17 protein-coding genes and 1 pseudogene are annotated in these 25,333 nt (G+C 70.7%); 8 read left to right on the top strand and 10 right to left on the bottom strand.

Annotated elements, in window-relative coordinates:
• The 3 genes and pseudogenes from VFL64_RS05450 to VFL64_RS05440 form a co-directional block, all read right to left on the bottom strand.
• Positions 1-269 (bottom strand): annotated as a pseudogene (locus tag VFL64_RS05450) (c-type cytochrome); the annotation flags it as partial.
• A 29-nt stretch (positions 270-298) separates the two neighbouring features.
• A complete protein-coding gene (locus VFL64_RS05445; protein ID WP_489539369.1) occupies positions 299-1,045 on the bottom strand; it encodes a hemerythrin domain-containing protein in 747 nt (248 codons plus the stop codon).
• A 164-nt stretch (positions 1,046-1,209) separates the two neighbouring features.
• Positions 1,210-1,548: a cupin domain-containing protein gene (locus tag VFL64_RS05440; RefSeq protein WP_489539368.1), complete on the bottom strand. Its 339-nt coding sequence runs from the start codon at positions 1,546-1,548 to the stop codon at positions 1,210-1,212.
• Positions 1,549-1,702: 154 nt separating this feature from the next.
• Here VFL64_RS05440 and VFL64_RS05435 point away from each other — a divergent pair, with 154 nt between their 5' ends.
• From VFL64_RS05435 to VFL64_RS05420, 4 genes are read left to right on the top strand one after another with little or no spacing between them, the layout of a single operon-like run.
• Positions 1,703-3,706 carry a PgaA family protein gene (locus VFL64_RS05435; RefSeq protein ID WP_489539367.1) on the top strand — a complete coding sequence of 668 codons (2,004 nt, stop codon included), beginning with the start codon at positions 1,703-1,705 and terminating at the stop codon, positions 3,704-3,706.
• A complete protein-coding gene (gene pgaB / locus VFL64_RS05430; RefSeq protein ID WP_489539366.1) occupies positions 3,703-5,499 on the top strand; it encodes a poly-beta-1,6-N-acetyl-D-glucosamine N-deacetylase PgaB in 1,797 nt (598 codons plus the stop codon). The genes VFL64_RS05435 and pgaB overlap by 4 nt, the downstream gene beginning before the upstream one ends.
• Positions 5,500-5,511: 12 nt before the next feature.
• On the top strand, positions 5,512-6,780 hold the full coding sequence (gene pgaC, locus VFL64_RS05425) for a poly-beta-1,6-N-acetyl-D-glucosamine synthase (protein WP_489539365.1): 1,269 nt from the start codon (positions 5,512-5,514) through the stop codon (positions 6,778-6,780).
• Positions 6,777-7,328, top strand: a complete 552-nt coding sequence (locus VFL64_RS05420; protein ID WP_489539364.1) for a hypothetical protein — start codon at positions 6,777-6,779, stop codon at positions 7,326-7,328. Before pgaC ends, VFL64_RS05420 begins: the two co-directional genes overlap by 4 nt.
• Before the next feature lie 18 nt (positions 7,329-7,346).
• Here the strand turns inward: VFL64_RS05420 and VFL64_RS05415 are convergent, their stop codons facing one another.
• Positions 7,347-9,998, bottom strand: coding sequence for a helix-turn-helix transcriptional regulator (locus tag VFL64_RS05415; protein WP_489539363.1), 2,652 nt, complete (start codon positions 9,996-9,998; stop codon positions 7,347-7,349).
• 41 nt (positions 9,999-10,039) lie between these two features.
• On the opposite strand from VFL64_RS05415, the gene VFL64_RS05410 reads away from it, so the two are divergent.
• The gene (locus tag VFL64_RS05410) at positions 10,040-12,697 is read left to right on the top strand and encodes a winged helix-turn-helix domain-containing protein (RefSeq protein ID WP_489539362.1); all 2,658 of its coding nucleotides are present in this window, start codon (positions 10,040-10,042) and stop codon (positions 12,695-12,697) included.
• Positions 12,698-12,700: 3 nt separating this feature from the next.
• Here the strand turns inward: VFL64_RS05410 and VFL64_RS05405 are convergent, their stop codons facing one another.
• The 3 genes from VFL64_RS05405 to VFL64_RS05395 all read right to left on the bottom strand — a co-directional run bounded on the left by VFL64_RS05405 (position 12,701) and on the right by VFL64_RS05395 (position 18,118).
• On the bottom strand, positions 12,701-14,374 hold the full coding sequence (locus tag VFL64_RS05405; RefSeq protein ID WP_489539361.1) for a hypothetical protein: 1,674 nt from the start codon (positions 14,372-14,374) through the stop codon (positions 12,701-12,703).
• A 129-nt stretch (positions 14,375-14,503) separates the two neighbouring features.
• The gene (locus VFL64_RS05400) at positions 14,504-17,164 is read right to left on the bottom strand and encodes a winged helix-turn-helix domain-containing protein (RefSeq protein ID WP_489539360.1); all 2,661 of its coding nucleotides are present in this window, start codon (positions 17,162-17,164) and stop codon (positions 14,504-14,506) included.
• Positions 17,165-17,170: 6 nt separating this feature from the next.
• A complete protein-coding gene (locus VFL64_RS05395; RefSeq protein WP_489539359.1) occupies positions 17,171-18,118 on the bottom strand; it encodes an inositol monophosphatase family protein in 948 nt (315 codons plus the stop codon).
• A gap of 109 nt (positions 18,119-18,227) precedes the next feature.
• Between VFL64_RS05395 and VFL64_RS05390 the strand changes: the two genes are divergently transcribed.
• Both VFL64_RS05390 and cysE read left to right on the top strand, forming a co-directional pair.
• Positions 18,228-18,974, top strand: a complete 747-nt coding sequence (locus tag VFL64_RS05390; protein WP_489539358.1) for an RNA methyltransferase — start codon at positions 18,228-18,230, stop codon at positions 18,972-18,974.
• 43 nt (positions 18,975-19,017) lie between these two features.
• The gene (gene cysE, locus VFL64_RS05385) at positions 19,018-19,785 is read left to right on the top strand and encodes a serine O-acetyltransferase (RefSeq protein ID WP_489539357.1); all 768 of its coding nucleotides are present in this window, start codon (positions 19,018-19,020) and stop codon (positions 19,783-19,785) included.
• Positions 19,786-19,905: 120 nt separating this feature from the next.
• Here cysE and VFL64_RS05380 read toward each other — a convergent pair whose 3' ends face one another.
• The 3 genes from VFL64_RS05380 to yjgA are packed head-to-tail and all read right to left on the bottom strand — an operon-like array spanning position 19,906 to position 23,721.
• Positions 19,906-22,530 (bottom strand): EAL domain-containing protein, encoded by a 2,625-nt coding sequence (locus VFL64_RS05380; protein ID WP_489539356.1) that lies wholly within the window; start codon positions 22,528-22,530, stop codon positions 19,906-19,908.
• A 41-nt stretch (positions 22,531-22,571) separates the two neighbouring features.
• Positions 22,572-23,171 carry a molybdopterin adenylyltransferase gene (gene mog, locus VFL64_RS05375; protein ID WP_489539355.1) on the bottom strand — a complete coding sequence of 200 codons (600 nt, stop codon included), beginning with the start codon at positions 23,169-23,171 and terminating at the stop codon, positions 22,572-22,574.
• Positions 23,164-23,721 (bottom strand): ribosome biogenesis factor YjgA, encoded by a 558-nt coding sequence (yjgA, locus tag VFL64_RS05370; RefSeq protein ID WP_489539354.1) that lies wholly within the window; start codon positions 23,719-23,721, stop codon positions 23,164-23,166. Before yjgA ends, mog begins: the two co-directional genes overlap by 8 nt.
• Positions 23,722-23,811: 90 nt before the next feature.
• On the opposite strand from yjgA, the gene pmbA reads away from it, so the two are divergent.
• The gene (gene pmbA, locus VFL64_RS05365; RefSeq protein WP_489539353.1) at positions 23,812-25,200 is read left to right on the top strand and encodes a metalloprotease PmbA; all 1,389 of its coding nucleotides are present in this window, start codon (positions 23,812-23,814) and stop codon (positions 25,198-25,200) included.
• Positions 25,201-25,333 lie beyond the last annotated feature (133 nt).

Below are 25,333 nucleotides of genomic sequence, written 5' to 3'. Positions count from 1 at the left end.
GCCAGCTTCAGGCCGCTCTTCTCGTCGTTCACGAACACGCGGCCGCCGGCATTGGCGCCGTGGCAGTCGGCGCAGCCGCGCGACAGGTACAGGTAGCGGCCGCGTTCGATGCTCGCGGCATCGTCGCGCAAGGCCACGGGCTGCACCTTCACGTCGAGCGTGCGGTTCATCTTGCGCTCGCCCATCTGGGCGCCGACGACGATCGCCGAGGCGGCCAGGGCCACCACGCCGAGGACGGCGATGCCGCCTCGCTTCAACCACTTGTTCACTGTGCTTCTCCTTGTGGGGGCGGCGGCGCTCAGGCGTAGTTCACCAGGCCGGCCTGCTGCGGCACGCCCACGGCGCGCGCGAGCTTGAGCCAGTCGCGCACGTCGAGGTGCGGGCGCACGGCGTCGATCACGGCGTCGAACACCGGTGCCGGGGCGTGGGTCTTGATCTCGGACAACAGGCCGGCGCGCTGCACCGGGCTCAGGGCGGGCACCATCCAGCGCATCACTTCCATGTTCTCGACGGGGTCGATGGTGGCGAGCAGGCGGTCGTGGATCTCGACCAGCTCGGCGTCGCTGTAGTGCGCCCACAGCATGGCGTTGTTGGCTGTTTCCTCGATGTGCATGTGCTGCAGGTTCTCGGCCACGAAGAGCGCCAGGTGGCGGTACAGGCGCAGCGCGAGCGCCATGCGCTCGTCATCGGGCGCGGCCAGCAGGTTGCGGCCTTCGGCGCGCAGGGCCTCGATGCTGTGGATGTGCTCCACGTGGTCGTCGACCGTGCGGCCGGCACCACCCGGCACACGCGCGGCGATGGCGGCGTGCAGGAACTCGTTCTCGTGCGCCAGGTGCTTGAGGCAGAAGTTGAGCAGTGCCTCGAACTGGGCCAGGGTGCGGGCCATGTCTTCGGCGTCGAACACGTCGACCCGGCCCACGCGCCCCAGCGTGTCGCTCATGAAGGCGCGCAGGCCCTTGTGGATGGGCTGGTACATGTCGAAGCGCGGGCCGGCGGGGGCACCGGCTTGGTGGGTGGTCGGGGCGTTGAGGGTGGCGGTGTTCATGATTCGGTTCCTTGCTTGGCGGTTGGCTGGATGCCGAAACACGCTTCGGCATGGGTCGGCAGTTTTCCGCGGCAGGGCGGGCCAGGCATCGCCTGAAGGAGCCATTGGCCCGTGGCGCGACGGGCCACCCCGCCCGGGGGATCACCCCTTCGGGGGATGGCCCGTCAGACTGGGGTGGGCGCGGCCGTGAAGACGGTCATCACGACCAGCGGCACGGCGGCGTTGTTCACGAGCTGGAAGTCGCAGTCCGGCGGCACCACCAGGGTGCAGGGCGACTGGAAGCGCAGCGGCCCGCCGTTCACCAGCAGCTTGCCGCTGCCGGCCGTCACCAGCGCCGCGAAGGCCCCGGCATGCTGCTGCAGCGGGGTGTGGGCGCCGGGCGGCAGGGTGTGCATCCAGACCTGGAAGTCGTGCACCCCGCAAGCAGGGCCGATGGCGCAGAAGAGCTGCTCGCCGGCCCGGCAAGCGGCGTCCATCAGGTGGGCGTGGTGGATCACGTACATGGCGGGCAGTGTGCGCAGCGCCCGGCGGCGCGGCATCGCCCAAAGGAGCCATTGGGCCGAGGGTGCCGGTTTTGAGATTGCGGTACCGGGCCCTATGCTGGCCGCCATGCCCGACCGGCCGTCCTCGATCGCTGCCCCCCTTGACGCCCCGCCCATGCCGCATCGAGCCATCGGCCTTGGGTTGGCCCTGGTGGCGCTGGCGGCCGGCGCGCAGGGCGTGGCGGCTGACCCCTACGCCGCCCTCGGCCAGCTTGCCCAGTCGCACCATGTGCGGCCCGGCGACGCCGCCGCCACCCGCGCACTGGCCGATGCCCTGATGGACATCGGCGCGGTCACCGCCTCCGCGCAGACCCTGGGCGCCGATGCCGACCTGGGCGTGCGCAGCCGGCTCGCCGCGCAGCGCCTGCGCTGGGCCATCGAGCTGCCGCCCCGGTCGCCCGACCCGGCGCGGCGCTTCGAGGGCATCGACCCGGTGCTGGCTGCGCTCGATGCGCTCCTGGTCGAGGCGCGTGCGGCCCTGCCGCCGGACACCGGGCTGCTGCTGCGCCTGCAACGCGACCGCGCCGTGGCGCTGCTGCACCGTGAGCGCTGGCAGGCGGTGGTCGAACAGACCGACGCCCTGCGTGCACAAGGCGACCTGCCGCTGCCGCTCTATGTGCAGCAGGCTGAAGCGCAGGCCCGGCTGGCCCTGCGCCAGCCCGCGGCAGCGCGTGCGCTCTACGACGAGCTGCTGGCACGCCTCACGCCGGCCGAGCGGGCAGGCGCGCCCGCCACCGTGCGCGAGCTGCTGCACGGGCGCTTTCAGGCCGAGGCGGAGGCCGAGGATTTCAGTGCCGCCTTCGCCACCGCCGAGGCCCTCGCAGCCGCCGACCCGCAGCCCTTTCGCCCCGAAGGGCCGCGCCAGACACCCACCGAGAACACTCATTGGCTCGATGCGCAGGTCCTGGCCGCCCGCGCGCTCAGCTACGCCGACATGCCGGTGCAGGCTGCGCAGCGCATCGCACCGCTGCAGCGCGACGCACCGGCCCTGCCGCACCTGCTCGTGACGGCGGCCGAGATCGACGCGCAGCTCGGCCTGCCGCGCCGCGCCGAGGCGGGCATCGAGACCGCCCGCAGCCTGGCGCCCGATGACTTCGGCATCCGCCTGGCGCAGGTCGATTCCGACGTGCGCCGCCACCGGCTCGCGCGTGCCGACGAACGGCTCGCGCCCCTGCTGGGCCCGGGCGAAGGCCTGCCGCAGCTGGCGCGTGTCCGGAGCGAGCTGGCGGCGCAGGCCGGGCCCCGCGTGCAGGTCGACATGTCGGGCCGCAACCAGAACGGCGAAGCAGCGCGCGCACCCACCTCCGGCGTCGACTGGGGGCTGCGGGTCGAGTCCGCGGCCTTCCAGGGCCTGTGGAGGTTGGTCGGCTTCGCCACCCGCGGCGAGGGAACCCTCGACGACGAAGACATCACTCGCAACCTCACCGGCGCCGGCGTGACGGCACACTGGCCCGACCTGAGCCTGCAGGGGCTGGCCTGGACGCAACGCGGCACCCTGGCCACGCAGGGCGCGTCGCTCAGCGGCGCCTGGGAGCCCGACGACCACTGGACGCTGCGGGCCGCCGCCGAGCGCCACTCCGCGGCGTCGCCCCTGCGCGCCGACCTTGCGGGTGTCACGGCCGACTTCGCCAGCCTCGGCCTGCGGCACGCCTGGCACGCCAGCGCCGACATCGAAGCCGAAGCCCAGCGCATGCGCTTCAGCGACGGCAACCAGCGCAGCGCCGGGGTCGTGCTGGGTACCCTCGGGCTGCTGGACCGCCCGCACCTCGACCTGACCTTGCGGCCGCGCATCGACTGGCAGGCCAACACGCGCGACGACACCTCCTACTTCAGCCCGTCCCGCGCCTGGGGTGCCACGCTGGCGGCCGAAGCGAAGCACGTGGTCTGGCGCGCCTACGAGTGTGTGTGGATCCAGCGCGCGGTGCTCACCGCGGGCAGCTTCGATCAGTCCGGCTTCGGCGGGCGCGCGGTGGGCGGGGTCCTCTACGAGCACATCTGGCGTCGCGATCCCGAGCTCGAGCTGAACTATGGTGTCGAGTGGACGAGCAACGTCTACGACGGTGACCGCGAGACGGCATGGCGAGGCTACCTGACACTTCAGTACAGGTTCGGACGATGACCCACCCCACCCGTTCACTTGCCGCCCGGCTCTGCAGCAGGCTGGCCGCAGCGTGCCTGGCGCTGGCGTGCACGGCAGGCCTGGCCGCCGATGCCGAGCCCGCCGCTTTCAACACGCGCTTTGCCGCCATCGCCTTCCACGACATCGTCGACAGCCGCGGCGAACTCGACGACGACGCTGTGACCACCGAACGCCTCGTGGCCTTCTTCGACTGGCTGCGCGGCAACGGCTGGACCGCCATCTCGCTCGACGACGTGGAGCGCGCCCGGCGCGCCGAGAAGCCGCTGCCTGAGCGCGCGGTGCTGATCAGCTTCGACGACGGCTACCGCAGCCTCTATACGCGCGCCTATCCACTGCTGCAGGCCTACCGCATGCCCGCGGTCGCGGCGCTTGTCGGCGACTGGCTCGCCGCGCCCTCTGGTGCCACGGTGCGCTACGGCCAGGTCGAGGTGCCGCGCGAGCGCTTCATCAGCTGGGAGCAGGCGCGCGAGATGCAGCGCTCGGGGCTGGTCGAGTTCGCGCTGCACACGCAGTCCATGCACCAGGAGGTGCTCGGCAACCCGCAGGGCAACCGCCTGCCCGCGGCCACCACACGGCGCTATGACAGCGGGGCCGGCTACGAGAGCGAGGCCGCCTTCTCCGCGCGCGTGCGCGACGACCTGGCGCGCGGCCAGGCGCTGCTGCGGCGCGAACTCGGCCGGGCGCCGCGTGCCCTGGCGTGGCCGTACGGCCGCTACAACGCGATCGGCGTGCGCGAAGCGCGTTCGCTCGGCTTCAGCCACCTGCTGACCCTGGACGTGGCACCTGCCGATGCGCGCCGGCCGCTGGCCATCGCGCGCTACCTGCCTACCTTCAACCCCTCCCTGGGCGAACTGGTGCTGAACCTGCAGCCCGACCCCAATGAGCTGCACCCGGACCGGCTGACCTGCCTGGACCCGGCCGTCCTGTGGACAGGCGACGCCGCACGGGACGACGAGCGCCTGGGCCGCCTGATCGAGCGCCTGCGCGTGCTGGGGCTCACGGCGGTGGTGGTCGATGCCGTGCAACGCGACGCCGAAGGGCACGTGCGGGCCGCCTGGTTCCCCAACCGCGAGTTGCCGGTGGCCGGCGATGTGCTCTCGCGCATCGCCTGGCAGCTGCAGTCGCGCGCCGGCGTGGAGGTGCACGTGCGCCTGCCGCACCGCGCCGCGTTGGCGGCGCTGGGCCGCGATGCAGAGCGCGTGCGTCGCCTGTACGAGGACCTGGGCGCGATGGTGCCGCTGAGCGGCTGGGTGCTCGAAGGCACCGCTCCGCCGGCTTCGCTCGCTTTCGACGACCCGGCTCCCCTCTTTGGCGACGCGACGCGCGTGCAGCGCGGATGGGCGCACTGGGTGACGCGCGAGCGCCGCCGTGCCCACCTCGCGCGCCTGCAGGCCGAGGGCCAGCCGGATGCGCTGGCCTGGCAGCTGGTCGCCGTGCTCGACGCGGCCCGGCCGGACATGAAACTGCTGTGGCAGTCGTTGCCGCAGTTGAGCGGCGCGGCCGGCCCTGCGCCGCATCCGCTCGCGGAGGCGAGCCTGGTGCCCACGCCGCTCGATTGGCGCGGCACGGGGCCGGCCGATCCGCGGCTCACCCGCTGGTTCACTGCCGACGTCGCCCCTGACGCCGAAGCCCTGGCACGGGCCGCGCAGGCCTTCGTGCGCCAGGGAGGCGTGTCGCTCGGCTGGTGCCCCGACGAGCCGTTCGCCGATCGACCGCAGGCGGCCGACGTGGCGCCGGCCGTGTCGGCCTCCACCTTCCCCGCCCGACGCTGAGGTGCCGACACCATGAACGCGCTTCTCGAGGTGATCGCGGCCTACTGCTTCGGCTACCCCTTCGTGATGTCGTGCTACTGGATGTCCGGCGGCTTGCTGTACCACTGGCTGCGCGGGCGCCATGAGCCGTGGCCCGAGTCGCCGCCGCAGCTTGCCGAGTACCCGCCGGTGTCCGTGCTCGTGCCATGCCACAACGAGGTCGCCCAGCTGGAGGAGACCTTTGCCGTGCTGAACGCGATCGACTACCCCGAGTACGAGGTCGTCGCCATCAACGACGGCTCCACCGACCGCACCGGCGAGATGCTCGATGCGCTGGCCGAGCGCATGCCGCGCCTTCGTGTCGTGCACCTGGCGGACAACCAGGGCAAGTCGACCGCGCTCAACTGCGGCGCTCTGGCGGCGCGCCACGAGATCCTGGTCTGCATCGACGGCGACGCCTTGCTCGACCCGCATGCGCTGACCTGGCTGGTGCGGCGATTCCAGAGCGACCCCGGCCTGGGCGCACTCACCGGCAACCCGCGCATCCGCAACCGCGCGACCTTGCTGGGCCGGCTGCAGGTGGGCGAGTTCTCTTCCATCGTGGGCCTCATCAAGCGCGCGCAGACGGTGTATGGCCAGCTCTTCACCGTCTCGGGCGTGATCTGTGCCTTCCGCAAGCGGGCCCTGCACGACGCCGGCTGGTGGGCGCGCGATGCGCTCACCGACGATGTCGACGTGAGCTGGCGCCTCCAGCTGGCCGGCTGGCACATCGCCTTCGAACCCAATGCCTTGTGCTGGATCCTCATGCCCGAGACGCTGGGCGGGCTGTGGCGCCAGCGCCTGCGCTGGGCCGAAGGCGGCACCGTGGTCATGCTCAAGGTCTTCCGCCATCTGTGGAGCCCGCGCCAGCGCTGGAGCCTCATCCCCGTGTGGGCCAGCTACATGGCGGCCACGGTGTGGGCCTACGCCATGCTGGGTGCGCTGCTGGTGTCGACCCTGGTGAGTGTGTGGCGCTGGCAAGGTGGCGTCCCGCCCATCGAGTGGCCCGGGCTCAGCCCGTTGCGGCCCGAGGTCTGGGGCACCCTGCTCGGCCTGGTCTATGTGCTGCAGGCGCTGCTCAGCATGCTGTTCGACCAGCGCTACGAGCGTGGCCTGCTGCGGTCGCTGTTCTGGGTCGTCTGGTACCCGATCGTCTTCTGGGCGATCCAGGCGTTCACCGCCATCGTGGGTGTGCCGCGTGCCCTGTTGCGCCGGCGCGGCGGGCGCGGGACCTGGGTCAGCCCCGATCGGGGAATCCAATGACGGCGCCGCGGCAGGACCGGCCCGGATGGCCGCCGCTGATCCCGAGTTCGCGTGCGCCGTGGCTGCTGCGTGTACGCGACCTGCTGCTGACCGGGGTCGCCTGGCTGGCCCTGATCTGGGAGCTGCGCAAGCTGCTGCTGGAGCTGGTGGGGTCCGTCGATCCGGCGGCGGCGGCCCGTGCGAGCCGGTGGCTGAGCGAGCACCTGGGCCCCGTGCTGGGGCGAGTCCAGCCGCCCAGCGCCGGGTTCAGGGAGGATCTCCTGGGCTATGTCTACGTGGCCTGCCTGCTGATGCTCTGGCTGGGGCTCTGGGGTGCGTGGAACCGCAGGAGGCTGCTGCGCAAGGCGCGCGCGCCCGGCGAGGCGGCGCGGCAGGGCGACACCCAGCCACCGGCACTGCTGGCCGGCGACCAGCTGACGCTCGGCGAGGTGCCGCAGCCCGAGCTGTGGCACCGGGCGCAGCGCCTGCGCCTGAGTTTCGACCGCGATGGCCGGGTGACGGAGGTGGTCGACCTGGCGGGCGGCGACACGCCCACCAACAGGCCCTAGCGTCTGCCCGAGGCCTGCCTAGCGTGGCCCGGCGTGTTCGCGGTACCAGGCCGCCGCCTGCCCGCGCGAGGCCAGGCCCAGCTTGTCGAGCACATTGGCCACATGGCGCTTGACGGTGTGGGGGCTCAGGTCGAAGGCGCGGGCGATCAGCTTGTTGCTGTCGCCGGCGGCGATGCGCTCCAGCACCTCCAGCTCGCGCTCGCTGAGCTTGTCGTGGGTGGGGGCCGACGGGGCAACCGCCGCGCTGGCGGAGGGGCCGCCGCGCAGCGATTGCGCGCGCTGGTGCCACCGGGCCAGTTGCTCGCGCAACGGGCTGGGCAGGGCGTTGCCCAGTCGAACCAGCTCGGCGAGCACCTGCGGGCCGGCCATCAGCGGCGCGCTCTCCTGGTCGCTCTGCACCGTTTGCAGCAAGGGCAGCAAGGCCTGCACCGCGGCCTCCGTGCGGTCGCGCGCCAGCTCGGCCTGGGCCAGGCGCAGGCGCGTCTCGATGTGCTGGCCGAAGACCATCAACAGCTCTTCATGCTGCAGCGCGGCCTGGTAGCCGGCGCTGGCCTCGGCCCAGCGGCCGTCGAGGGCGGCCACGTGCGCAGCGAGCGTGATGCGCTGGTGGGCCAGCAGCTTGAGTTCCAGCGGCCCGCGTTGCGGGGGCACGCGCTGCTGCAGCAGGCGCACGGTGTCGGTGTCGCCCACCAGCAGCGCGATGCGCGCATGGAACATCTGGTAGTAGCCGCGCCAGAGCAGGCGGCGGTCGCGGCTGCGCGGGTCATCCAGGTCGTCGAGCAGACCCTTGGACGAGGCCAGTGCCGCCTCGCCCTCGCCGCGCCAGGCGTGCCACAGCGCCCGCGCGCTGCGGGTGAAGGCAGCGACCGAGAGCGGGTTGCCCAGCCAGCGGTGATCTTGCTCGGCGGCTTCGAGCGCACGCAGCGCCGGCTCGAACTGCCCTTGCCACAGCAGCGAGCAGGCCTCGATGGCCAGGCTGCCGGCACGCAAGGTCGACGGCAACTCGCCTACGTGTCGTTTCGCGCCGCGCAGGTAGCGCGCCAGCACAGCGCCCATGCCGGGCGCGCTGACGAAGGGCAGCAGCGTCTGGCAGCGGCTCCACAGGTCGGCGCGGTCGGCCTGCTCCAGCAGGCCGATGGTCTTGGCGTAGAGGGCGGGCAACTCGCCGAGGCGGCAGTTGTCGAGCACGTGCCAGGTGCGCAGCAGGCTGGCCAGTGCGCGCTGCTCGGTGGGCAGGGGCAGCGGGTCGAGGCGGTCGAGCTGGTTGGACGACTCCTGCACGTGGCCCTGGCCGCACAGAGCGGCCGTGTGGTACACGCGGCAGCGCTGCTCGCCTTCGGTGTCGCCCAGCCGGCGGTAGCCTTCGGCACCGCGCAGCATGGACTCGGCCATGCGTGAGAAGCTCCAGCGCGCCCAGGCGGCGATGCCGTCGGTGAAGTCCAGCCCTGGGGCCTGCGCGCGCCAGGCGGTGGGGAACTGTTCGATCAGGCGCAGCACGCCCTCGACCGCCCCTTCGCCGATCAGGCGGGGTGCCTCTTGCTCCAGCACCGCCTGCGCCTGCGGCCACAGCCCGCCGCGCAGCAGGTAGCCGATGCGGCGCTGCGGGTCGGTCTCGGTCTCGGCGGCAAGGGCCAGCAGCTGCGGCAGCTCGGCAGAGCGCTCGCGCTGCAGGCGGTCTTCGAGGCAATCGCGGAACAGGTCGTGCAGCTTGAGCGCCGTCTCCGCGCCCGGGTCGCACCCCTGCAGCACCGAGACGAAGAGGCCGCGCGCTTCGGTCTCTTCGAGCAGGGTGGCCGCGTCGGTGTGGCCGGTGACGCGGGCGCAGCGCGTGGGCGTCAGCTCGGGCAGCACGGACGAGCGCAGCAGGAAGAGGCGCAGCGCCTCGGGCAGGGCGTCGAGCACCTCGCTCACCAGGTAGTCGAAGGCATGGCGGTCGGCCGCGGCGCGGGCGGCAGGGCGGCCCGGCTTGCCTGCGTTGAGCGCCAGGCGCAGGCCGGCGGCCCAGCCCTGGGTTCGCTCCCACAGCGGTACAGCATCGAGGCCGGGCGCGTGCTGCTGCACCAGCAGCGTGGCTTCGGCTTCGGTGAGGCGCAGGTCTTCGGTGCGGAACTCGGCCAGCTCGTCGCGCGCGCGCAGCCGGGGCAGGGCCAGGGGCGGGTCGACGCGGGTGCTGACGGCGAGCGTCCACTGCGGCGGCAGGCGTTCGAGCAGCAGGTCGCAGCAGGCGAAGATGGCGGGGTCGTTCAGGCGGTGGGCGTCGTCGAGCACGATCAGGCCGCGGTGCTCGCTGCCGGCCAGGGCGTTGAGCAGGCTGTCGGCGGTGCGGCGCAGGGCGTCGCGTTCGGGCGAAGCACTGGCCACGATGGCGTCGGGCTCCACCCGCCAGGGCAGGTCGAAGGGTTCGAGCGCGTTGCACAGGCAGTCGAGCACGCGGTGCAGGTCGTCGTCTTCGTCGCAGGCGACCCAGGCCACGCCGGTCTCGGGTGGCAGCGCGGCCAGCGCACGCGTCAGCAGGCCGGTCTTGCCGAAGCCGGCGGGGGCGCACAGCAGCACGAGACGCGCGTTCTCCAGCGAATGGATCAGGCGTTGCTCCAGGCCGGCGCGCGCGATCAGGCCGGGCCGCGCGCGCGGGGGCTGGATCTTGGTGAGCGCGAAGCGGGTGGACAGCATGAGCCGGTCAGTTTAGGACGGGTTCGGCACAATCTGCCTCCATGCAAAACCCGCTCCCGACGGCTTCGTTTGCGCTTGCCAAGATCCAGCCGCCGCGCCCGCGCAGCGCGCTGGTGGAGCGCCCGCAGCTGGAGCGTGCGCTGGGTCATGCCCTGCAGCACCAGCGGCTCACGCTGCTGCTGGCACCGGCCGGCTATGGCAAGACCTCGGCGCTGGCGCGGCAGATCCGGCAGCTGCCCGAAGGCTGTGCGCTGGCCTGGGTGTCGGCCGACGAAGACGACCAGCTGCAGCGCTTTCTCGCCTGCCTGGCGACGGCGCTCGAACCCTTCGACCTGCCCTGGCGCATGTCCCCCGATGCGCTGGCCCTGCTGTCTCAAGGCGAGCAGGGCCTGCGTGACGTGGTGGCCGAGCTGGTGAACGCGCTGGCCGGCGTGGAGGCCGAGCGCGGCCTGATCGTGATCGACGACGCGCACCGGCTCGGTGATCCGCGGCTCTTCACGCTGCTGCAGTCGCTGCTCGAACGCCTGCCCGCGCCCTGGGGGCTGGTGGTGTCGAGCCGGGTCGAGCCGCCGCTGTCGCTGGCCCGTCTGCGGGCCGAGGGGGAGCTGGCCGAGTTCCGCCAGTTCGACCTGCGCTTCAGCGAGGACGAGGTGGCCGCCTTGCTCGCCGCGCAGCCCGAGGGCGCGGCGCAACCGGCCTCGGCCCGCGAGCTGATGGAGCGCACCGACGGCTGGGCCGCCGGCCTGCGCCTGAGCCTGTCAGCCCGGCCCGGTGCGCCGCGCACCCAGGCGCCCACGCAGCGCCACCTGTTCGACTACCTGGTGAGCGAGGTGCTGGCCGACTTGCCGGAGCCACTGCGCACCTTCCTGCTGCGCTGTTCGGTGCTGCCCGAGCTGAGCGCGGCGCGCTGCGCGCATGTGAGCGGCGATGCGCAGGCGGCGCAGTGGCTCGAAGAGATCGAACGCCGCGGCCTCTTTGCCAGCGTGGTGGAGACGGAGGAGTTCACGCTGCGCCTGCACGACCTGTTCCGCGACTTCCTCGAAGACCGCTTGCAGCGCGAGCAGCCCGACGCGCTGCCGGAGTTGCTGCGCCGCGCTGCCGAGCACGAGCCCGACCTGGCGCGTGCGGTGGGCTACCTGGCCCGTGCCGGTGCGTGGGACGAGGCCACCACGCTCCTGGTCAAGCGCGCGCAGGAGCAGTTGAGCATCGGTGCCGGCTCCACGCTGGAGCGGCTGCTGCGGCTCTTCCCCGAGGCCGAGTTCGCGCGCCGGCCCGACCTGCACCTGGTGCGTGGCCTGGCCGCGTGGCCGCACTTCGACTGGGCCACGCTCCTGCGCTGCATGCAGGCCGCCGCCGAGGGCTTTGCCGCCGCAGGCCGCCGCCGCGATGCCGTGCTGGCCCGCGCCAACCTGTGCTCTGGCCTGCACCACGCCGGACGGCTGACCGAGGCCACGCGCGAGCTCGCTGCGCTGCGCGCACAGAAGCTCGACGACGCGGCGCGCGCCTTCGTCTGCTACACGGGCGCGTGGGACGCCTTCGCCGCCGCGCGCACCGACGAGGTCGCGCCTGTCTTCACCGAGATGCTGGGCGCGCTGGAGCGCACGCCGGTGCCGGCGTTGTGGATGCAGTTCCCCACCCACTGCGTGTTCGTCGGCCTGCCCGGCATGCACCCGCTGCTCGAGCGTTTTGCGCAAGGCGCCACGCGCGTCTGCGGCGACGCGCCCACGCAGCTGCGCGCCGCGGTGATGCACATCCGCGCCTGGCTCGCGCTCACGGCCGGGCGGCTCGACGACGCTGGCCAATGGCTCGCCCGCGCCGAGGAAGACTGCCACTGGCTGGGCATGCCGCGCCTGGTGGTCACCGAGCACCGGCTGGCGCGCGTGATCTGGCTGGCGCTGCGCGGCGAGCGCGAGGCCTGCCACGCCACGGCGCGCGAGCTCGTCGACGACCTGCGCCTGCACAGCCCGCTCAGCCACCGCCGCGTGCACGAGTCGGAGGTGTTGTTCGTGCATGCGCGCGCCGCCTGGGTGCTGCAGGACCACGCGGCGCTGCGCCAGATCGACGCCGACCTGCAGCGCGCCGCCAACGAGTTCGAATGGCCGGCCGCGCCGCTCAACCGCGCGATGAGCCAGGCCTTCGTCGCGCTGGCCGATGGCCGCAACACCGAGGCGCAGGCCCTGCTGGAGCCGCTGGCGCGCGACATCAACCGTTCGCTGTTCTATCCCGCCACACAGGCGCGGCTGATGCTGGCCGACCTGCTGGCGCAGCAGGGGCGGATCGCCGACGCGGCGGCCACCTTGCAAGCGTGGTTCGATGAGGTGCGCGACGGCCGCGAGATCGGCGCGGGCCTGCTGGCCGGGCCGCAGGTGCTGGGGCGCTTGCAGGCGGTGGCCTGGGGCAAGCACGTGTCGGCCAGCGACGCGGCCTTGCTGGGCCAGTTGTCAGCGCAAACTGTGCGCAGCAGCGCCGAGCCGAAGACGAACGCAAGCCCCGCACGCACGGCTGGCGTGGCGGGGCTCAGCGAGCGCGAGACCGAGGTGCTTGCGCGCATCGCGGCGGGCGACAGCAACAAGCTGATCGCCCGCGCCTTCGACCTCAGCCCGCACACGGTGAAGCGGCACGTGGCCAACATCCTCGGCAAGCTGGGGGTCGACACGCGCGGCCAGGCGGCCGCGGCGTATCGGTCACAAGAGCACTAGCGATCAGGGCCAGTAGCGGGTCACGGCGAAGTTGTTGTTGGCGTCGTTGGCCGAGCCGGCGAGCAGGATGCGCACGGTCGGCACACGCTCGTCTGCCTGCAGCGCGATGGCACGGGCCGAGTCGGTCTTGGTCGTCGGTGCTACCGGCGTGGTGACGATGCCGCCGTTGCCGAAGCTCGCGTCGAGCACGCCGTCGGCGCTGTAGCGCAGCACGGCGAAGTCGGAGCTGCTGCCTGGGTTGGGGTTCAGCCAACCGCCGGTGACAAGCTTGCCGTCGGCCTGGCGGACCACGCCTTGTGCGCCGTCCCAGTTGGTGGAGGTCACCGCGGTGATCACCCGCCCGCCGACACCGAAGCCGCCGTCGAGCACGCCGTTCTCGCTCAGGCGCACCAGGGCGTGGTCGTTGTCGATCTGGCCGGCCAGCACCAGCTTGTTGTCGGGCGTGACGACCACGCCGCGTGCCGCGCCGCCGACGGAGTTGAAGAGCGCGGTGACGATGCCACCGGTGCCGAAGCTCGGGTCCAGCGTGCCGGCCGGGGTGTAGCGTGCGGCCAGGAAGTTGCCGTCACCACCCACCGCCACGATGTGCTCGACGTTGGCGATGCGTTGCAGCGCCAGGGCATAGATGGCGTCGCCGGCCGTGCCGCTGCGCAGCGCGGTGATCACTTTGCCGCCGTTGCCGAAGGTGGTGTCGAGGCTGCCGTCGGCGTTGTAGCGGGCGAGGGCGAAGTCGGTGCCGCTGAGCGTCTGCGAGGTGCTGCCGCCGACCACGATCTTGCCGTCGGACTGCAGCGCGATGGCCTGCGCGCGGTCGGTGGCGTTGCCGAAGGCGGTGACCACCTTGCCACCGTTGCCGAAGCTCGTGTCGAGGCTGCCGTCGGCGTTGTAGCGCAGCAGGGCGAAGTCGATGCCGCTCGTGGCTTGCACCGAGCCGCCGGCGACCAGGATCTTGCCGTCGGCCTGCAGGGTGACGGCATAGGCTTCGTCGCTGCCCGCGCCCACCGGCGTGACGACCTTGCCGCCGTTGCCGAACGTGGTGTCGAGCGCACCGTCGCGCTGGTAGCGCACGAGCGTGATGTCGGTGCCCTGGAGTGTGGCGGTGCTGCCGACGACGACGATGCGGCCATCGGGCTGCACCACCATCGCCTCGGCGTAGTCTTCACCGGTGCCGATGGCCGTGTTGGCGATGCCGGCCGTGGCAAAGCTGGTGTCCAGCGAGCCGGCCGGGCCGCGCACGGTCACGGTGAGGGGCTGCTGGGCGGTCTCGCTGCCGGAGGTGCCGACGGCGGTGCTGGCGGTAGGCAGCGAGTGCGGCGCCGCGGCCTGGGCGGTCAGGGTGACCGGAGCGCTGGTGGCTGCGGCCGCGATGGTGACGGGGCTGGCCGTCACGCCGGCGGGCAGGCCGTTGAGTGCGACCTCGACCGCACCGTCGAAGCCGGTGGCGCGCGTGACCGTGGCCGTCAGCGTGACGCTCTGGCCTTGCTGGACCAGCACGCGCGGCGTCGACAGCGCAAGCGTGAAGCGGGTGGTCGTGGAGGGCGTCTCATCGGGGCGCGAAGTGCCCGGCGCGGGCGTCTCGTCGCCCGAAGACCCGCAGGCGGCAAGCAGGGTGAGGCTCGCGGCACCGGCCGCCAGCGAGAGGCGCAGCAGCGCGCGCCGGGTGGTGGTGAAGGACATGGAAAAGATCTCCAGGGGTTGAGCGAAATTGCTGGAGATCACTGTAGAAATCGGCCCGCACTGGCACATCGGCCAGTGGAGCCAACGGGTCGTTCGGCGAAGAGCCACCCCGATTGGGGGGCGGAGCCATCAGTGGCGTGCGAGGGCCCAGGCCGCGGCCTGGCCGCGCGAGGCGACGCCGAGCTTGTCGAGGATGTTGGCCACGTGCCGCTTGACGGTGTGCGGGCTCAGGTCGAAGGCGCGGGCGATCAGCTTGTTGCTGTCTCCGGCGGCAATGCGCTGCAGCACCTCGAACTCGCGCGGGGAGAGCAGTGTGTCGGCCGCCGCGCCCGCGGACGCGGCGGTCTCGGCAGCCGGCCCGGGCCTGCCACGCAAGGCCTGCACGGCAGTCAGCCACTGCGCGAGGACCTGCTGCTCGTGCGGGGCGAGGCGGCCGCCCCAGGCTGCACCGGCCAGCGTCTGCAAGGCCCGGGGGCCGGCGGTCAGGGCCATGCCGTGCTCGCCGCCGGCCTGCATGCGTTGCAGGGCGGGCCGCAGCGTCTCGACGGCCGCGTCCAGGCGCTGGGCCTCGACATGGGCGGCCGCGAGCAGCAGCCGCATCTCCATCGACTGGCCGAAGATGTGAACGCGGACCTCGTCACCGAGCACCTGCGTCCACAGCGCGCAGGCCTCGTCGATGCGGCCGAAGTGATGAGCCGCGTAGGCGTCGACGACGCGCCAGAACGCCGGCGAGAGGTACCAGTCCGGGTCGCCGCGGTGGGCCAGCAGCCGGGCTGTCAGTTCGCCGACGCGCTCGGTGTCGCCCGCGACCACGGCCACGCGCTGCGCGTAGTGCGTGATGCGTGCCAGGTAGGCGGCGCGTTCGCCGGGGTCCGTGAGGGCATTGACCGCGTCGAGCAGCACGTCGGCCGCAGCGCGCGCGCCGGCGACGTCGCCGCGCATGGCGCACAGCAGCGACTTGAGCTGGTGCAGCTGCCACAGCAGGTTGGTGGGCTGGCCCAGCCAGCGGCAGTCGGCCTCGGCGCGGGCGAGCGTGCGGGTCACCGCGTCCCACTCGCAGTCCCACAGGTGCAGCCAACCCTGGGTGATCTGGATCATTCCGGACAAGGGCACCGGCTGCTCGGGCAGGCAGCGCTGCACGCCAGCCACGTTGCGCAGCAGCGAGGGCCGCATGCCGGGCAGGCCGATGAAGCTCGGCAGGGGCGAGCACTCGTACCAGTTGGCCAGGCGGTTGATCCGTTGCAGCGTGTCCATCTCGCGTGACCACAGCGCGGCCAGGCGCGCGGTGTCGCGGGGCAGGGTCAGCCAGCTGGCGACCAGCAGGGCCCGGCTGAGCGATTCGTCGTCGAGCGGGCGGGCCAGCAGATCGTCGACGGTCTGCTGCGCGAGTTCGTTGTCGTCCAGGTTGCTGTGGGCGACGGCGAGGTAGCTCAGCGCGCGCAGGCGCCCCGTCTCGTCGCCCGCACGCTCGTAGCCGGCGACGGCGGCGAGTGCGGCTTCGCGCATGGCGGTCAGGTTCCATTGTCCCCACGAGGCCATCGCACGCACCTGCTGCAACAAGGGGCGCTCGCGGTGCTCGGGTGGGAACTGGCCGAAGAGACGCAGCATCAGCCCGGTGTCGCCGCGTGTCAGCAGATCGGGCGCCATCGCGCCCAGCAGCTGTTCGGCGGCGTCCCAGGCGCCCGCACGCAGCAGGTAGCCCATGCGGCGCACGGGATCGTCTTCACTGTCGGCGGCCCGCTTCAACAGCGCCGGCAGCTCCTGCGGGCTCTCGCGGCGCAGGCGGTCATCGAGGCAGTCGCGGAAGAGGTCGTGCAGGCGCAGCGTGAAGGCCTCGCTGTCGAGCACGCTGGCGAAGAGGCCGCGGCGCTCGATCTCTTCCAGCCATTGAGCGGCCTGCGGGTCGCCGCTGACGGCGGCGCAGCGCTCGGCGTTCAGCTCGGGCAGCACCGAGCAGCGCAGCAGAAAGGCGCGCAGGCCGGCGGGCATGTCGTCGAGCACCTCGCTGGCCAGGTAGTCGAAGACGTGGCGGTCGCGCAGGCTCCCGGTGGGCGTGCCGTGGCGCGTGCGGCTCTCGCTGAGCACGAGGCCCAGGCCCGCCGGCCAGCCCTGGGTGCGCTCGTGGACGGACTGCACGGCCTCATCGGTGGCCGAGCCTTGGCGCAGTTCGATCAGGGCGCGCACGTCGGTGGCGGTGAAGCCGAGTTCGTCCTGGTGCAGCTCGACGCATTCGCCGTTGGCGCGCAGTCGTGGCAGCAGCGGCAGCGGCGGCTCGGTGCGGCTGGCCATGACCATGCCCCAGTGCTCGGGCAGTCGCTCGACCAGGCTGTTCAGCAGTTCGAACACCAGCGGGTCGGTGATGCGGTGCACATCGTCGAGGAGCAGCAGGCCGCGCGACACGTCGGTGGCGGCCAGTGCGTTGAGCAAGGCCGAGGCAAAGGCCATCCGGCCGGGGCGGCCGCCGTCTTGCATCGCGAGCAGCAGGGCTTCGGGCGAGGCGCGCCAGGGCAGGTCGAAGGGTTCAAGCGCCGCCACCAGACAGCCGGCCATGCGGCCGAGGTCGTCGTCTTCGTCGACCGCCACCCAGGCCACCGCGGTGCCGGGGGGCAGTTGGGCGATCTGGCGCGTGAGAGCCGCGGTCTTGCCGTAGCCGGCCGGCGCACTGATCAGGGTGAGCCGGGCGCCCGCCAGGGCTGCGCCTAGGCGCTCTTCGAGCTCCGGCCGCGCGATCAGCGAAGACCTCAGCCGCGGCGGCTGGATCTTGGTGAGCGCGAAGGCCGGGGCGGACACGTCCGTTCAGGAACGGCCGGGCAGGTCAGCCTTGCGGATGCGCACGGCCTTCTTCTTGGGCGCCGGCTCGGCCTGCGTGGCGGCGAGTGCCTGTTCGGGCGTGAGCGCCGCGGGCTCGGCACTGCTTGCCGCGGCCGGGGCATCCGCGATGACGTGGCTGTAGGGCGCGAGGATGTTCACCATCTGCGCGTAGATCCTGGGGTTGCCGGCCATCACCTCCCGCTGGTACATGAAGTCGGCTTCACCGGTGAAGTTGCCGATCAGGCCACCGGCCTCGGTGATGATGAGCGAGGCGGCGGCGATGTCCCAGGGGTTGAGGCCGGTCTCGAAGAAGCCGTCGTAGTAGCCGGCGGCCACGTAGCAGAGGTCGAGTGCGGCTGCACCCGGGCGGCGCACGCCGGCGCAGGCCTGCATGATCTCGCTGAACATCTTCACGTAGCGCTGGAAGTTGTCGCCCTTGCGGAAGGGAAAGCCGGTGCCGATGAGTGACTCGGCCATGCGCGTGCGCTTGGAGACGCGCAGGCGCTTGTCGTTCAGGAAGGCGCCGCGGCCCTTGGAGGCGTAGAACAGGTCATTGCGCGTGGGGTCGTACACCACGGCCTGCTGGATCTGGTCACGGAAGGCCAGCGCGATCGACACGGCGTAGAACGGCAGGCCGTGGATGAAGTTGGTGGTGCCGTCGAGCGGGTCGATGATCCACACGTACTCGCTGTTCTTCGCGCCGTGCGTGCGGCCCGACTCCTCGGCCAGGATGCCGTGGCCCGGGTAGGCCGTGAGCAGGGTCTCGATGATGACCTCTTCGGCCTTGTGATCCACCTCGGTGACGAAGTCGTTGGCCGACTTGGTGCTGATCTTGAGCTGCTCGATGTCGAGCGAAGCGCGGTTGATGATGCTCCCCGCCTTGCGGGCCGCCGTGATGGCGATGTTGAGCATGGGATGAAGCGCTTGCGACATGGGCAGTCCTGCGAAAGGGAGAGAGGTGGATTGGCAGTGAGGAAAGAACAGGTGCTCGGGTCAGGTGAAGACGGGCCGGCACGGATAATTCGATTTTAACCGCCCACCCATGGACAACACCCGCTTCATCCTCCTCAACACCAGCCACCCGGGCAACGTGGGCGCCACGGCGCGGGCCATGAAGGTGATGGGATTCTCCGATTTGGTGCTGGTGGCGCCGCGCTTCGCCGACGTGCTGATCCAAGAGGAAACCGTGGCCATGGCCAGTGGCGCGGCCGACATCCTGGTGCGTGCCCGGGTGGTGGAGACACTCACCGAGGCGCTGGACGGCGTGACCTTTGCCTGCGCTACCGCCATGACACCACGCGACTTCGGCCCGCCCACGCAGGCGCCGCGTGAACTCTTCACGCAGTTGGCCGGCACTTCGCACCGTGTTGGTCTCGTCTTCGGCTCCGAGCGCTTCGGCATGAGCAACGAAGACGTCTACCGCTGCCATGCCTGCCTGAGCATCCCCACGCATCCCGGCTATGGCTCGCTCAACCTGGCGCAGGCGGTGCAACTGCTGGCCTACGACTGGCGGCAGGCACTGGGGGGCTTTGAAGTTGCCGCACGCAGGGCTGTGCCTGAGCAAGCGGATGCGGTGGCGGTGCAGGGGCTGCTCGACCACTGGGAAAAGGCGCTGGTCGAGGTTGGCTTTCTCGACCCGGCCTCGCCCAAGAAGCTGATGCCCCGGCTGAACCAGCTATTCAACCGAGCGCAGCTCACGAGCGAAGAAGTGCACATCCTGCGCGGCGTGGCGCGCGCCATGGAGCGATCTCAAGAAAAGCCCCAGCCGCCGCGCGGCCAGCAGGAATGAAGGCCCGCCGCTAAACTGCCTCGTACAACGACACCGTTCCACCATGTTCCAGCGCCTTCGAGAAGACATCGCCTGCATCCTGGAGCGCGACCCTGCCGCGCATTCCAAGTTCGAGGTGCTGACGTGTTACCCCGGCCTGCACGCGCTGGCCATGCACCGCTGGGCGCATGCCTGCTGGATCAACGGCTGGCGCTGGGCAGCACGCTTCATCTCGCATGTATCGCGCTTCTTCACCGGCATCGAGATCCACCCCGGCGCCAAGATCGGCCGCCGTGTCTTCATCGACCACGGCATGGGTGTCGTGATCGGCGAGACGGCCGAGATCGGCGACGATTGCACCATCTACCAGGGCGTGACGCTCGGCGGCACCAGCCTCTACAAGGGCAGCAAGCGCCACCCGACGCTGGGCCGTGGCGTGGTCGTGAGCGCCGGTGCCAAGGTGCTGGGCGGCTTCACGGTGGGTGACGGTGCGACCGTGGGCTCCAACGCCGTGTTGCTCAAGCCGGTGCCCGCGGGTGCCACGGCGGTGGGCATCCCGGCGCGCATCATCGAGAAGAGCACCGACGCAGCGCGCGAAGCGGTGTCGGCGCAGATGGGCTTCTCGGCCTACGGCGTGACGCAGGGCGACGACCCGGTGTCGGTGGCGATGAAGGGCTTGATCGACAACGCCGCGGGCAATGCGCACCAGATTGCCCTGCTGTGGGCGGCGATCGAGAAGCTGCAGACGCGTGCCACGGGCGACTGCGTGCCCACCGATGCGCAGACCACCGAGAGCTTCGACGCCGAGCACCTCACGCAACTCATGAAGTGAGGTGTCGAATAGTGCTCACCCGCGAAGCGCGGTGAAGATCAAGCAACGCCCGCGGAACCGGCTCTGCCGGGCCGCCAGGCGGCGCCCCTTGGGGGCAGGAGCGCAGCGACTGGGGGGCCGTCAACCCGAGGAGTTGCCGCGCAGCAGCTCGGCGAACTCCTCCGCCGCGATCGGCTTGCTGAAGTAGTAGCCCTGCATCTCGTCGCAGGCCTGCTCGCGCAGGAAGGTCTGCTGCTCGATCGTTTCGACGCCTTCGGCCACCACCGTGAGGCTCAAGGTCTTGCCCATCGCGATGATGGCGCTGGTGATGGCCTTGTCTTCGGAGTCTGTGGCCAGGTCGCGGATGAAGGAGCGGTCAACCTTGAGCGTATCGATCGGGAAGTTCTTCAACTGGCCAAGCGAGGAATAGCCGGTGCCGAAGTCGTCGATCGCCAGGCGCACGCCCATCTGCTTGATGGCGGTGAGCAGCTTGATGGCGCGCTCGATGTTGTGGATCAGCATGCCTTCGGTGATCTCCAGCTCCAGCAGGCCGGGCTGCATGCCGGTCTCCTGCAGGATGCTGGCGATGTCGTCGAGCAGGTTCTCGTCGGCGAACTGGCGCACCGAGAGGTTGACTGCCATGTTGATCGGCGGCAGGCCTTGGCGCTGCCAAGCCACGTTCTGCTCGCAGGCGGTCTTGAGCACCCAGCGGCCGATGTGGACGATGAGGCCGGTCTCTTCAGCGATCGGGATGAACTTGGCTGGCGAGACGTTGCCCAGCTCCACGTTGCTCCAACGCAGCAGGGCCTCCACGCCGGTGATGCCGCCGGTCTTGAGGTCGAGCTTGGCCTGGTAGGCGAGCGAGAACTCGTTGCGCTCCATGCCGCGGCGCAGGTTGGATTCGAGCGCCAACCGCTCCAGCGTCTGCGAGCTGATCTCGCTCGAGTAGAACTGGAAGTTGTTCTTGCCTTCTTCCTTGGCGAAGTACATGGCGCTGTCGGCGTTCTTCATCAGCGTCTGTTCGTCTTCGCCATCGGTCGGGAACATCGAGATGCCGATGCTGGCCGTGACGCGACATTCCTGGCCCATGAGCATCATCGGCTTGATGGCTGCTGACAGCAGCTTGCGTGCCACGGTGGCGGCGTGCTCGCGGTCTGGCACCTCCTGCACCATCACCACGAACTCGTCGCCGCCCAGGCGCGCGATCACGTCGCTGGCGCGCAGCGTCTGCTTGAAGCGGGCGGTGATCTCCTTGAGCAGGGTATCGCCGGCCTCGTGCCCGAGCGTGTCGTTGATGAACTTGAAACGGTCGAGGTCGATGAACATCACCGCGAAGCTGCGCTGGTAGCGCCGCGCGGTCGGGATGGTCATGTTCAGCAGGTGGCTGAACATCATGCGGTTGGGCAGGCCGGTAAGGCTGTCGTGCCGCGCCATGTGGTGGATGTGTTCCTCGGCCACCTTCTGCTCGGTGATCTCGCGCGAGATGCCGCGGTAGCCTGCGAAAGCGCCGGTGCTGTCGAACATGGGCTCGCCGCTCATGCTGATGTAGTAGGGGCGGCGGCCGGGCGCCATGCGCTGCATGATCACGTCGCGGAACGACCTGCGCTCGGCCAGCATCTCGCGGAAGGCCTCCCACCCGCCGGCGGCCTGCACCTCCATCGTGCTTTCCCAGATGCGGCGCCCCAGCAGCGGGTTGGGCTGCGCGTGTTCGCTCAGGTGGCGGCTCTCCAGGCGGGTGAAGCAGAAGTCGGCGTCCTTCTCCCAGTACCAGTCGGACGACAGGTTGGTCATCGAACGGAATCGAGCCTCGCTCTCGCGCAGGGAGTTGTCGATGCGCAGCCGCTCCGTCACGTTGCGCAGGATGCCGCGAAACCCCGTCGGCTTGCCGTGCTCGTCTTTCACCAGCAGCACGGAGCCTTCGACGTTGATGACGCTGCCGTCCTTGTGCAGGTACTGCCACGACTGGCCGCTCTTGGACTGGCCGGTGCGGTAGACCTCGTTGAAGGCCTTGAACACCACGGCCGCCATCTCCGGCGTCTGGCGATTGCGGTTGTCTTCGCCGGCGCGGTAGTCGTAGTCATAGCCCAGCATCTGCGAGAACGCGGGGTTGTGATAGACCGGCTTGCCGCGCAGGTCGACCTCGTAGTAGGCGTCGTCCAGGCTGTCGAGGATGTTGCGGAACTTCTCTTCGCTGCGCCGCAGGGCCTCTTCGGCGCGACGCCTTTCCTCTTCGCGCTCGAAGTTGTCTAGCGCGAAGACGATGTTGCCCGCCATGCGCTCCAGCAGCGCGATGATGTCGGGCGCGAAGGCGTTCAGCTCGCCTGAATAGAAGAGCATCACGCCGATCGAGCGCCCGTGCCGCACGATGGGCACGGCCACCGCCGAGGCCACCCCGGCACGGCCGCCCGACACATGCCATGGGCGGGTGCGCTCGTCGTGCAGGAAGTCGTTGCTGATGGCCGAGCGGTGCTCGCGGTACGACTCTCCCACCAGCCCACGGCCTTCGACGGTGCCCGCATCCACCGAGATGCGCGCCTCGCGCAGCTGCTGCGCGGCCAGGCCCGCCGCGGCTTCGACCTTCAGCCAGGCAGTGTCGCTGTCGGGTGAGGTGACGGCGGCCGTCAGGAACTTGCGCCCCTCGACGGCGGCATCGCACACCCGCTGGAACAGCTCGGCGGGCGTCTTGGCATAGAGCAGCGCCTCGTTGGTGGCGCTCAGCACCGCGTACATGGATGCCAGGTGCTGGTCGAGGGTTTCGGTGGGCATGCTCGGGCTTGCGCTCATCCGACGTGTCTCCAGGGACGGATCTACTTTTGTGGTGGGCGTTGTGCCGACTTGGGCCGGAAGGCCTCGCACACGCTGTCATCGGTCTCGATGTAGGGGCCGCCGATCAGGTCGACGCAGTAGGGCACGGCGGCAAAGATGCCCGGCACCGGCGGCTGAGCCTGCGGCAGGCCTTCCAACGTCTCGGCGATGGCCTTGGGCTGGCCGGGCAGGTTGATGATGAGGGCCTTGCCGCGGATGACGGCCACCTGGCGCGAGAGGATGGCCGTGGGCACGAAGCGCAGGCTGATCTGGCGCATCTGCTCGCCGAAACCGGGCATCTCCTTGTGGGCGACGGCCAGCGTGGCCTCGGGGGTCACGTCGCGCGGAGCGGGGCCGGTGCCGCCGGTGGTGAGCACCAGGTCGCAAGCGGCCGTGTCAACCAACTCGCACAGGGTGGCGCTGATGAGCGCCTGCTCGTCGGCGATGAGTCGCGTTTCCCACTCCACCGGGTTGCGCAGTGCGCGGGTCAGCCAAGCTTGCAGCGAGGGGATGCCCTGGTCGGCATAGACACCGGCCGAAGCGCGGTCGCTGATCGACACCAAGCCGATGCGCACGCGCTCGAAAGACGCGGCTTCACTCATCGCCGGCGGTGTGCGTCTTGATGAACTGGAACAGCTCGCGGAAGGCGCGCCCGCTGCGCTGCTCGGGGGCGGCGGCCGCATCCTTGCGCGCGGCGCGGATGAGGCTGCGCAGTTGCTGCAGGTCGCTTTCGGGGTGGTCGCTGGTCCAGCGCGTCAGGGCATCGTCGGATGCCAGCAGCTCCACGCGCCAACGCTCGGCTTCGTGCAGGGCGAGCGAATCCTTGGCGCGGCCCAGCTGCATGGCAGCCACCGCCTCGCGAATGGGTTCGACGTCGTTCTTGCGCATCAGCTTGCCGATGTACTGCATCTGTCGGCGCTTGCCTTCGAACGAGCGGGTGCGCTTGTACTCGGCCACGGCGTCGCGCAGGCTGTCGGAGATGTCGAGATCGACCACGCGGTTGTCGGGCAGGGCGACGAGCGCCTCGCCCAGCTCCTGCAGCTCGTGCATCTCTTTCTTGAGCTGCGTCTTGCTGGGGCGATCGAAGCCGTCTGCCTCGTCGGACGCGGCAGAAGGGGGGCGAGTGGGGTGGCTGGAAGAGGGGCTTGCCATAGGTCGCCGGTATGATAGCCGCGGCCCTTGTCCGCAATGGCCGCGCACGGGTCGCCGACTCGTGCACTACACCACTGAACGCGGCCGCGCATGACTTCATCCCTGTCTTCCCACCATGGTTTCTCGTACTCCCGCGAGACCTTCCAGCAGCTCGTCGACGATGCGCTGGCCATGGCCAAGACGCTGGGTGCAAGCGACGCTGGCGTCGAGGTGTCGGAAGGCGCCGGGCTCTCGGTGTCGGTGCGCAAGGGCGAGATCGAGAACGTCGAGCGCAACCGCGACAAGTCGATGGGCGTGACGGTCTACATCGGCCAGCGCCGCGGCAACGCCAGCACCTCAGACTTCTCTCGCACCGCGCTCGAACAGACGGTGAAGGCGGCCTACGACATCGCGCGCTTCACCGCCGAAGACCCGGCCGCCGGCCTGCCCGACGAGGCCGACCTGGCCCTGGGGGCCGACGCCACGCGCGACCTTGACCTCTTCCACCCCTGGGACATCACCGCCGCGCAGGCGGCCGAGATCGCCCAGCGCTGCGAGGCCGCCGCGCTGGCCGTCGACAAGCGCATCACCAACTCCGAAGGGGCCGGCGTATCGGCCCAGCAGTCGCACTTCTATGCCGGCAACAGCCGGGGCTTCCGCGGTGGCTATGCCAGTTCGCGGCATTCGCTCTCGGTGGCGCCGATCGCCTCGGTGCCCGGCAAGCGTGGCGAAGACATGCAGCGCGACGCCTGGTACAGCTCGATGCGCTCGCCTGCGGAACTGGCGGCTCCAGAGGCTGTTGGCCGCTATGCCTCGGAGCGCGCACTGTCTCGTTTGAACTCGCGCAAGATCAAGACCTGCGAAGTGCCGGTGCTGTTCGAGTCCACGCTCGCGGCCGGGCTGCTCGGCGGCTACGTGCAGGCCACCAGCGGCGGCTCGCTCTATCGCAAGTCGTCGTTCCTGCTCGACAGCCTGGGCCAGCAGGTGCTGCCCGCTCACATCGACATCCACGAAGACCCGCACCTGCGCGGCGCCAAGGGCAGCGCGCCGTTCGACGACGAAGGTGTGGTCACCCGGGTGCGCGACGTGGTCACCGCCGGTGTGGTGCAAGGCTACTTTCTCTCGAGCTACTCGGCGCGCAAGCTCGGCATGCGCACCACCGGCCACGCAGGCGGGTCGCAGAACCTGCGCTTCAGCAGCCGCCTCACGCAGCCAGGTGACGACCTTGACGCCATGCTGCGCAAGCTCGGACGCGGTCTCTTCGTCATCGAGTTGATGGGGCAGGGCGTCAATTACGTCACTGGCGACTACTCGCGCGGTGCGGCCGGCTTCTGGGTCGAGAACGGCCGCCTGGCGTACCCGGTGCACGAGATCACCATCGCCGGCAACCTGCGCGACATGTTCAAGGGCATCGCCGCCGTGGGTGCAGACACCTACACCATGGGCACCAAGACCATCGGCTCGGTGCTGATCGAGCGCATGAAGGTGGCCGGTTCCTGACGTGCCGCTGACTCCACGTTGACGCGTTGCTACGCGCTTTTGCGCACGGGTAAATCCGGGTCGGAGCCCTGGCGCCCGCTCCTAGAATTTGCCGCCAACGGCCCTGGGAGGGCCCTAACAGGAGACTCTTCAT

Origin of the sequence: Rhizobacter sp. (assembly GCF_035702065.1) — a bacterium.
Taxonomy (GTDB): Bacteria; Pseudomonadota; Gammaproteobacteria; order Burkholderiales; family Burkholderiaceae_C; genus Rhizobacter.
Note: the sequence above shows the minus strand (reverse complement) of the source record. Positions and strands in the feature narration are given on the sequence as shown.

Coding starts and splice junctions, on each gene's coding strand:
- VFL64_RS05445 (WP_489539369.1), bottom strand. CDS start 1,045: ATGAACACCGCCACCCTCAACGCCCCGACCACCCACCAAGCCGGTGCC.
- VFL64_RS05440 (WP_489539368.1), bottom strand. CDS start 1,548: ATGTACGTGATCCACCACGCCCACCTGATGGACGCCGCTTGCCGGGCC.
- VFL64_RS05435 (WP_489539367.1), top strand. CDS start 1,703: ATGCCGCATCGAGCCATCGGCCTTGGGTTGGCCCTGGTGGCGCTGGCG.
- pgaB (WP_489539366.1), top strand. CDS start 3,703: ATGACCCACCCCACCCGTTCACTTGCCGCCCGGCTCTGCAGCAGGCTG.
- pgaC (WP_489539365.1), top strand. CDS start 5,512: ATGAACGCGCTTCTCGAGGTGATCGCGGCCTACTGCTTCGGCTACCCC.
- VFL64_RS05420 (WP_489539364.1), top strand. CDS start 6,777: ATGACGGCGCCGCGGCAGGACCGGCCCGGATGGCCGCCGCTGATCCCG.
- VFL64_RS05415 (WP_489539363.1), bottom strand. CDS start 9,998: ATGCTGTCCACCCGCTTCGCGCTCACCAAGATCCAGCCCCCGCGCGCG.
- VFL64_RS05410 (WP_489539362.1), top strand. CDS start 10,040: ATGCAAAACCCGCTCCCGACGGCTTCGTTTGCGCTTGCCAAGATCCAG.
- VFL64_RS05405 (WP_489539361.1), bottom strand. CDS start 14,374: ATGTCCTTCACCACCACCCGGCGCGCGCTGCTGCGCCTCTCGCTGGCG.
- VFL64_RS05395 (WP_489539359.1), bottom strand. CDS start 18,118: ATGTCGCAAGCGCTTCATCCCATGCTCAACATCGCCATCACGGCGGCC.
- VFL64_RS05390 (WP_489539358.1), top strand. CDS start 18,228: ATGGACAACACCCGCTTCATCCTCCTCAACACCAGCCACCCGGGCAAC.
- cysE (WP_489539357.1), top strand. CDS start 19,018: ATGTTCCAGCGCCTTCGAGAAGACATCGCCTGCATCCTGGAGCGCGAC.
- VFL64_RS05380 (WP_489539356.1), bottom strand. CDS start 22,530: ATGCCCACCGAAACCCTCGACCAGCACCTGGCATCCATGTACGCGGTG.
- mog (WP_489539355.1), bottom strand. CDS start 23,171: ATGAGTGAAGCCGCGTCTTTCGAGCGCGTGCGCATCGGCTTGGTGTCG.
- yjgA (WP_489539354.1), bottom strand. CDS start 23,721: ATGGCAAGCCCCTCTTCCAGCCACCCCACTCGCCCCCCTTCTGCCGCG.
- pmbA (WP_489539353.1), top strand. CDS start 23,812: ATGACTTCATCCCTGTCTTCCCACCATGGTTTCTCGTACTCCCGCGAG.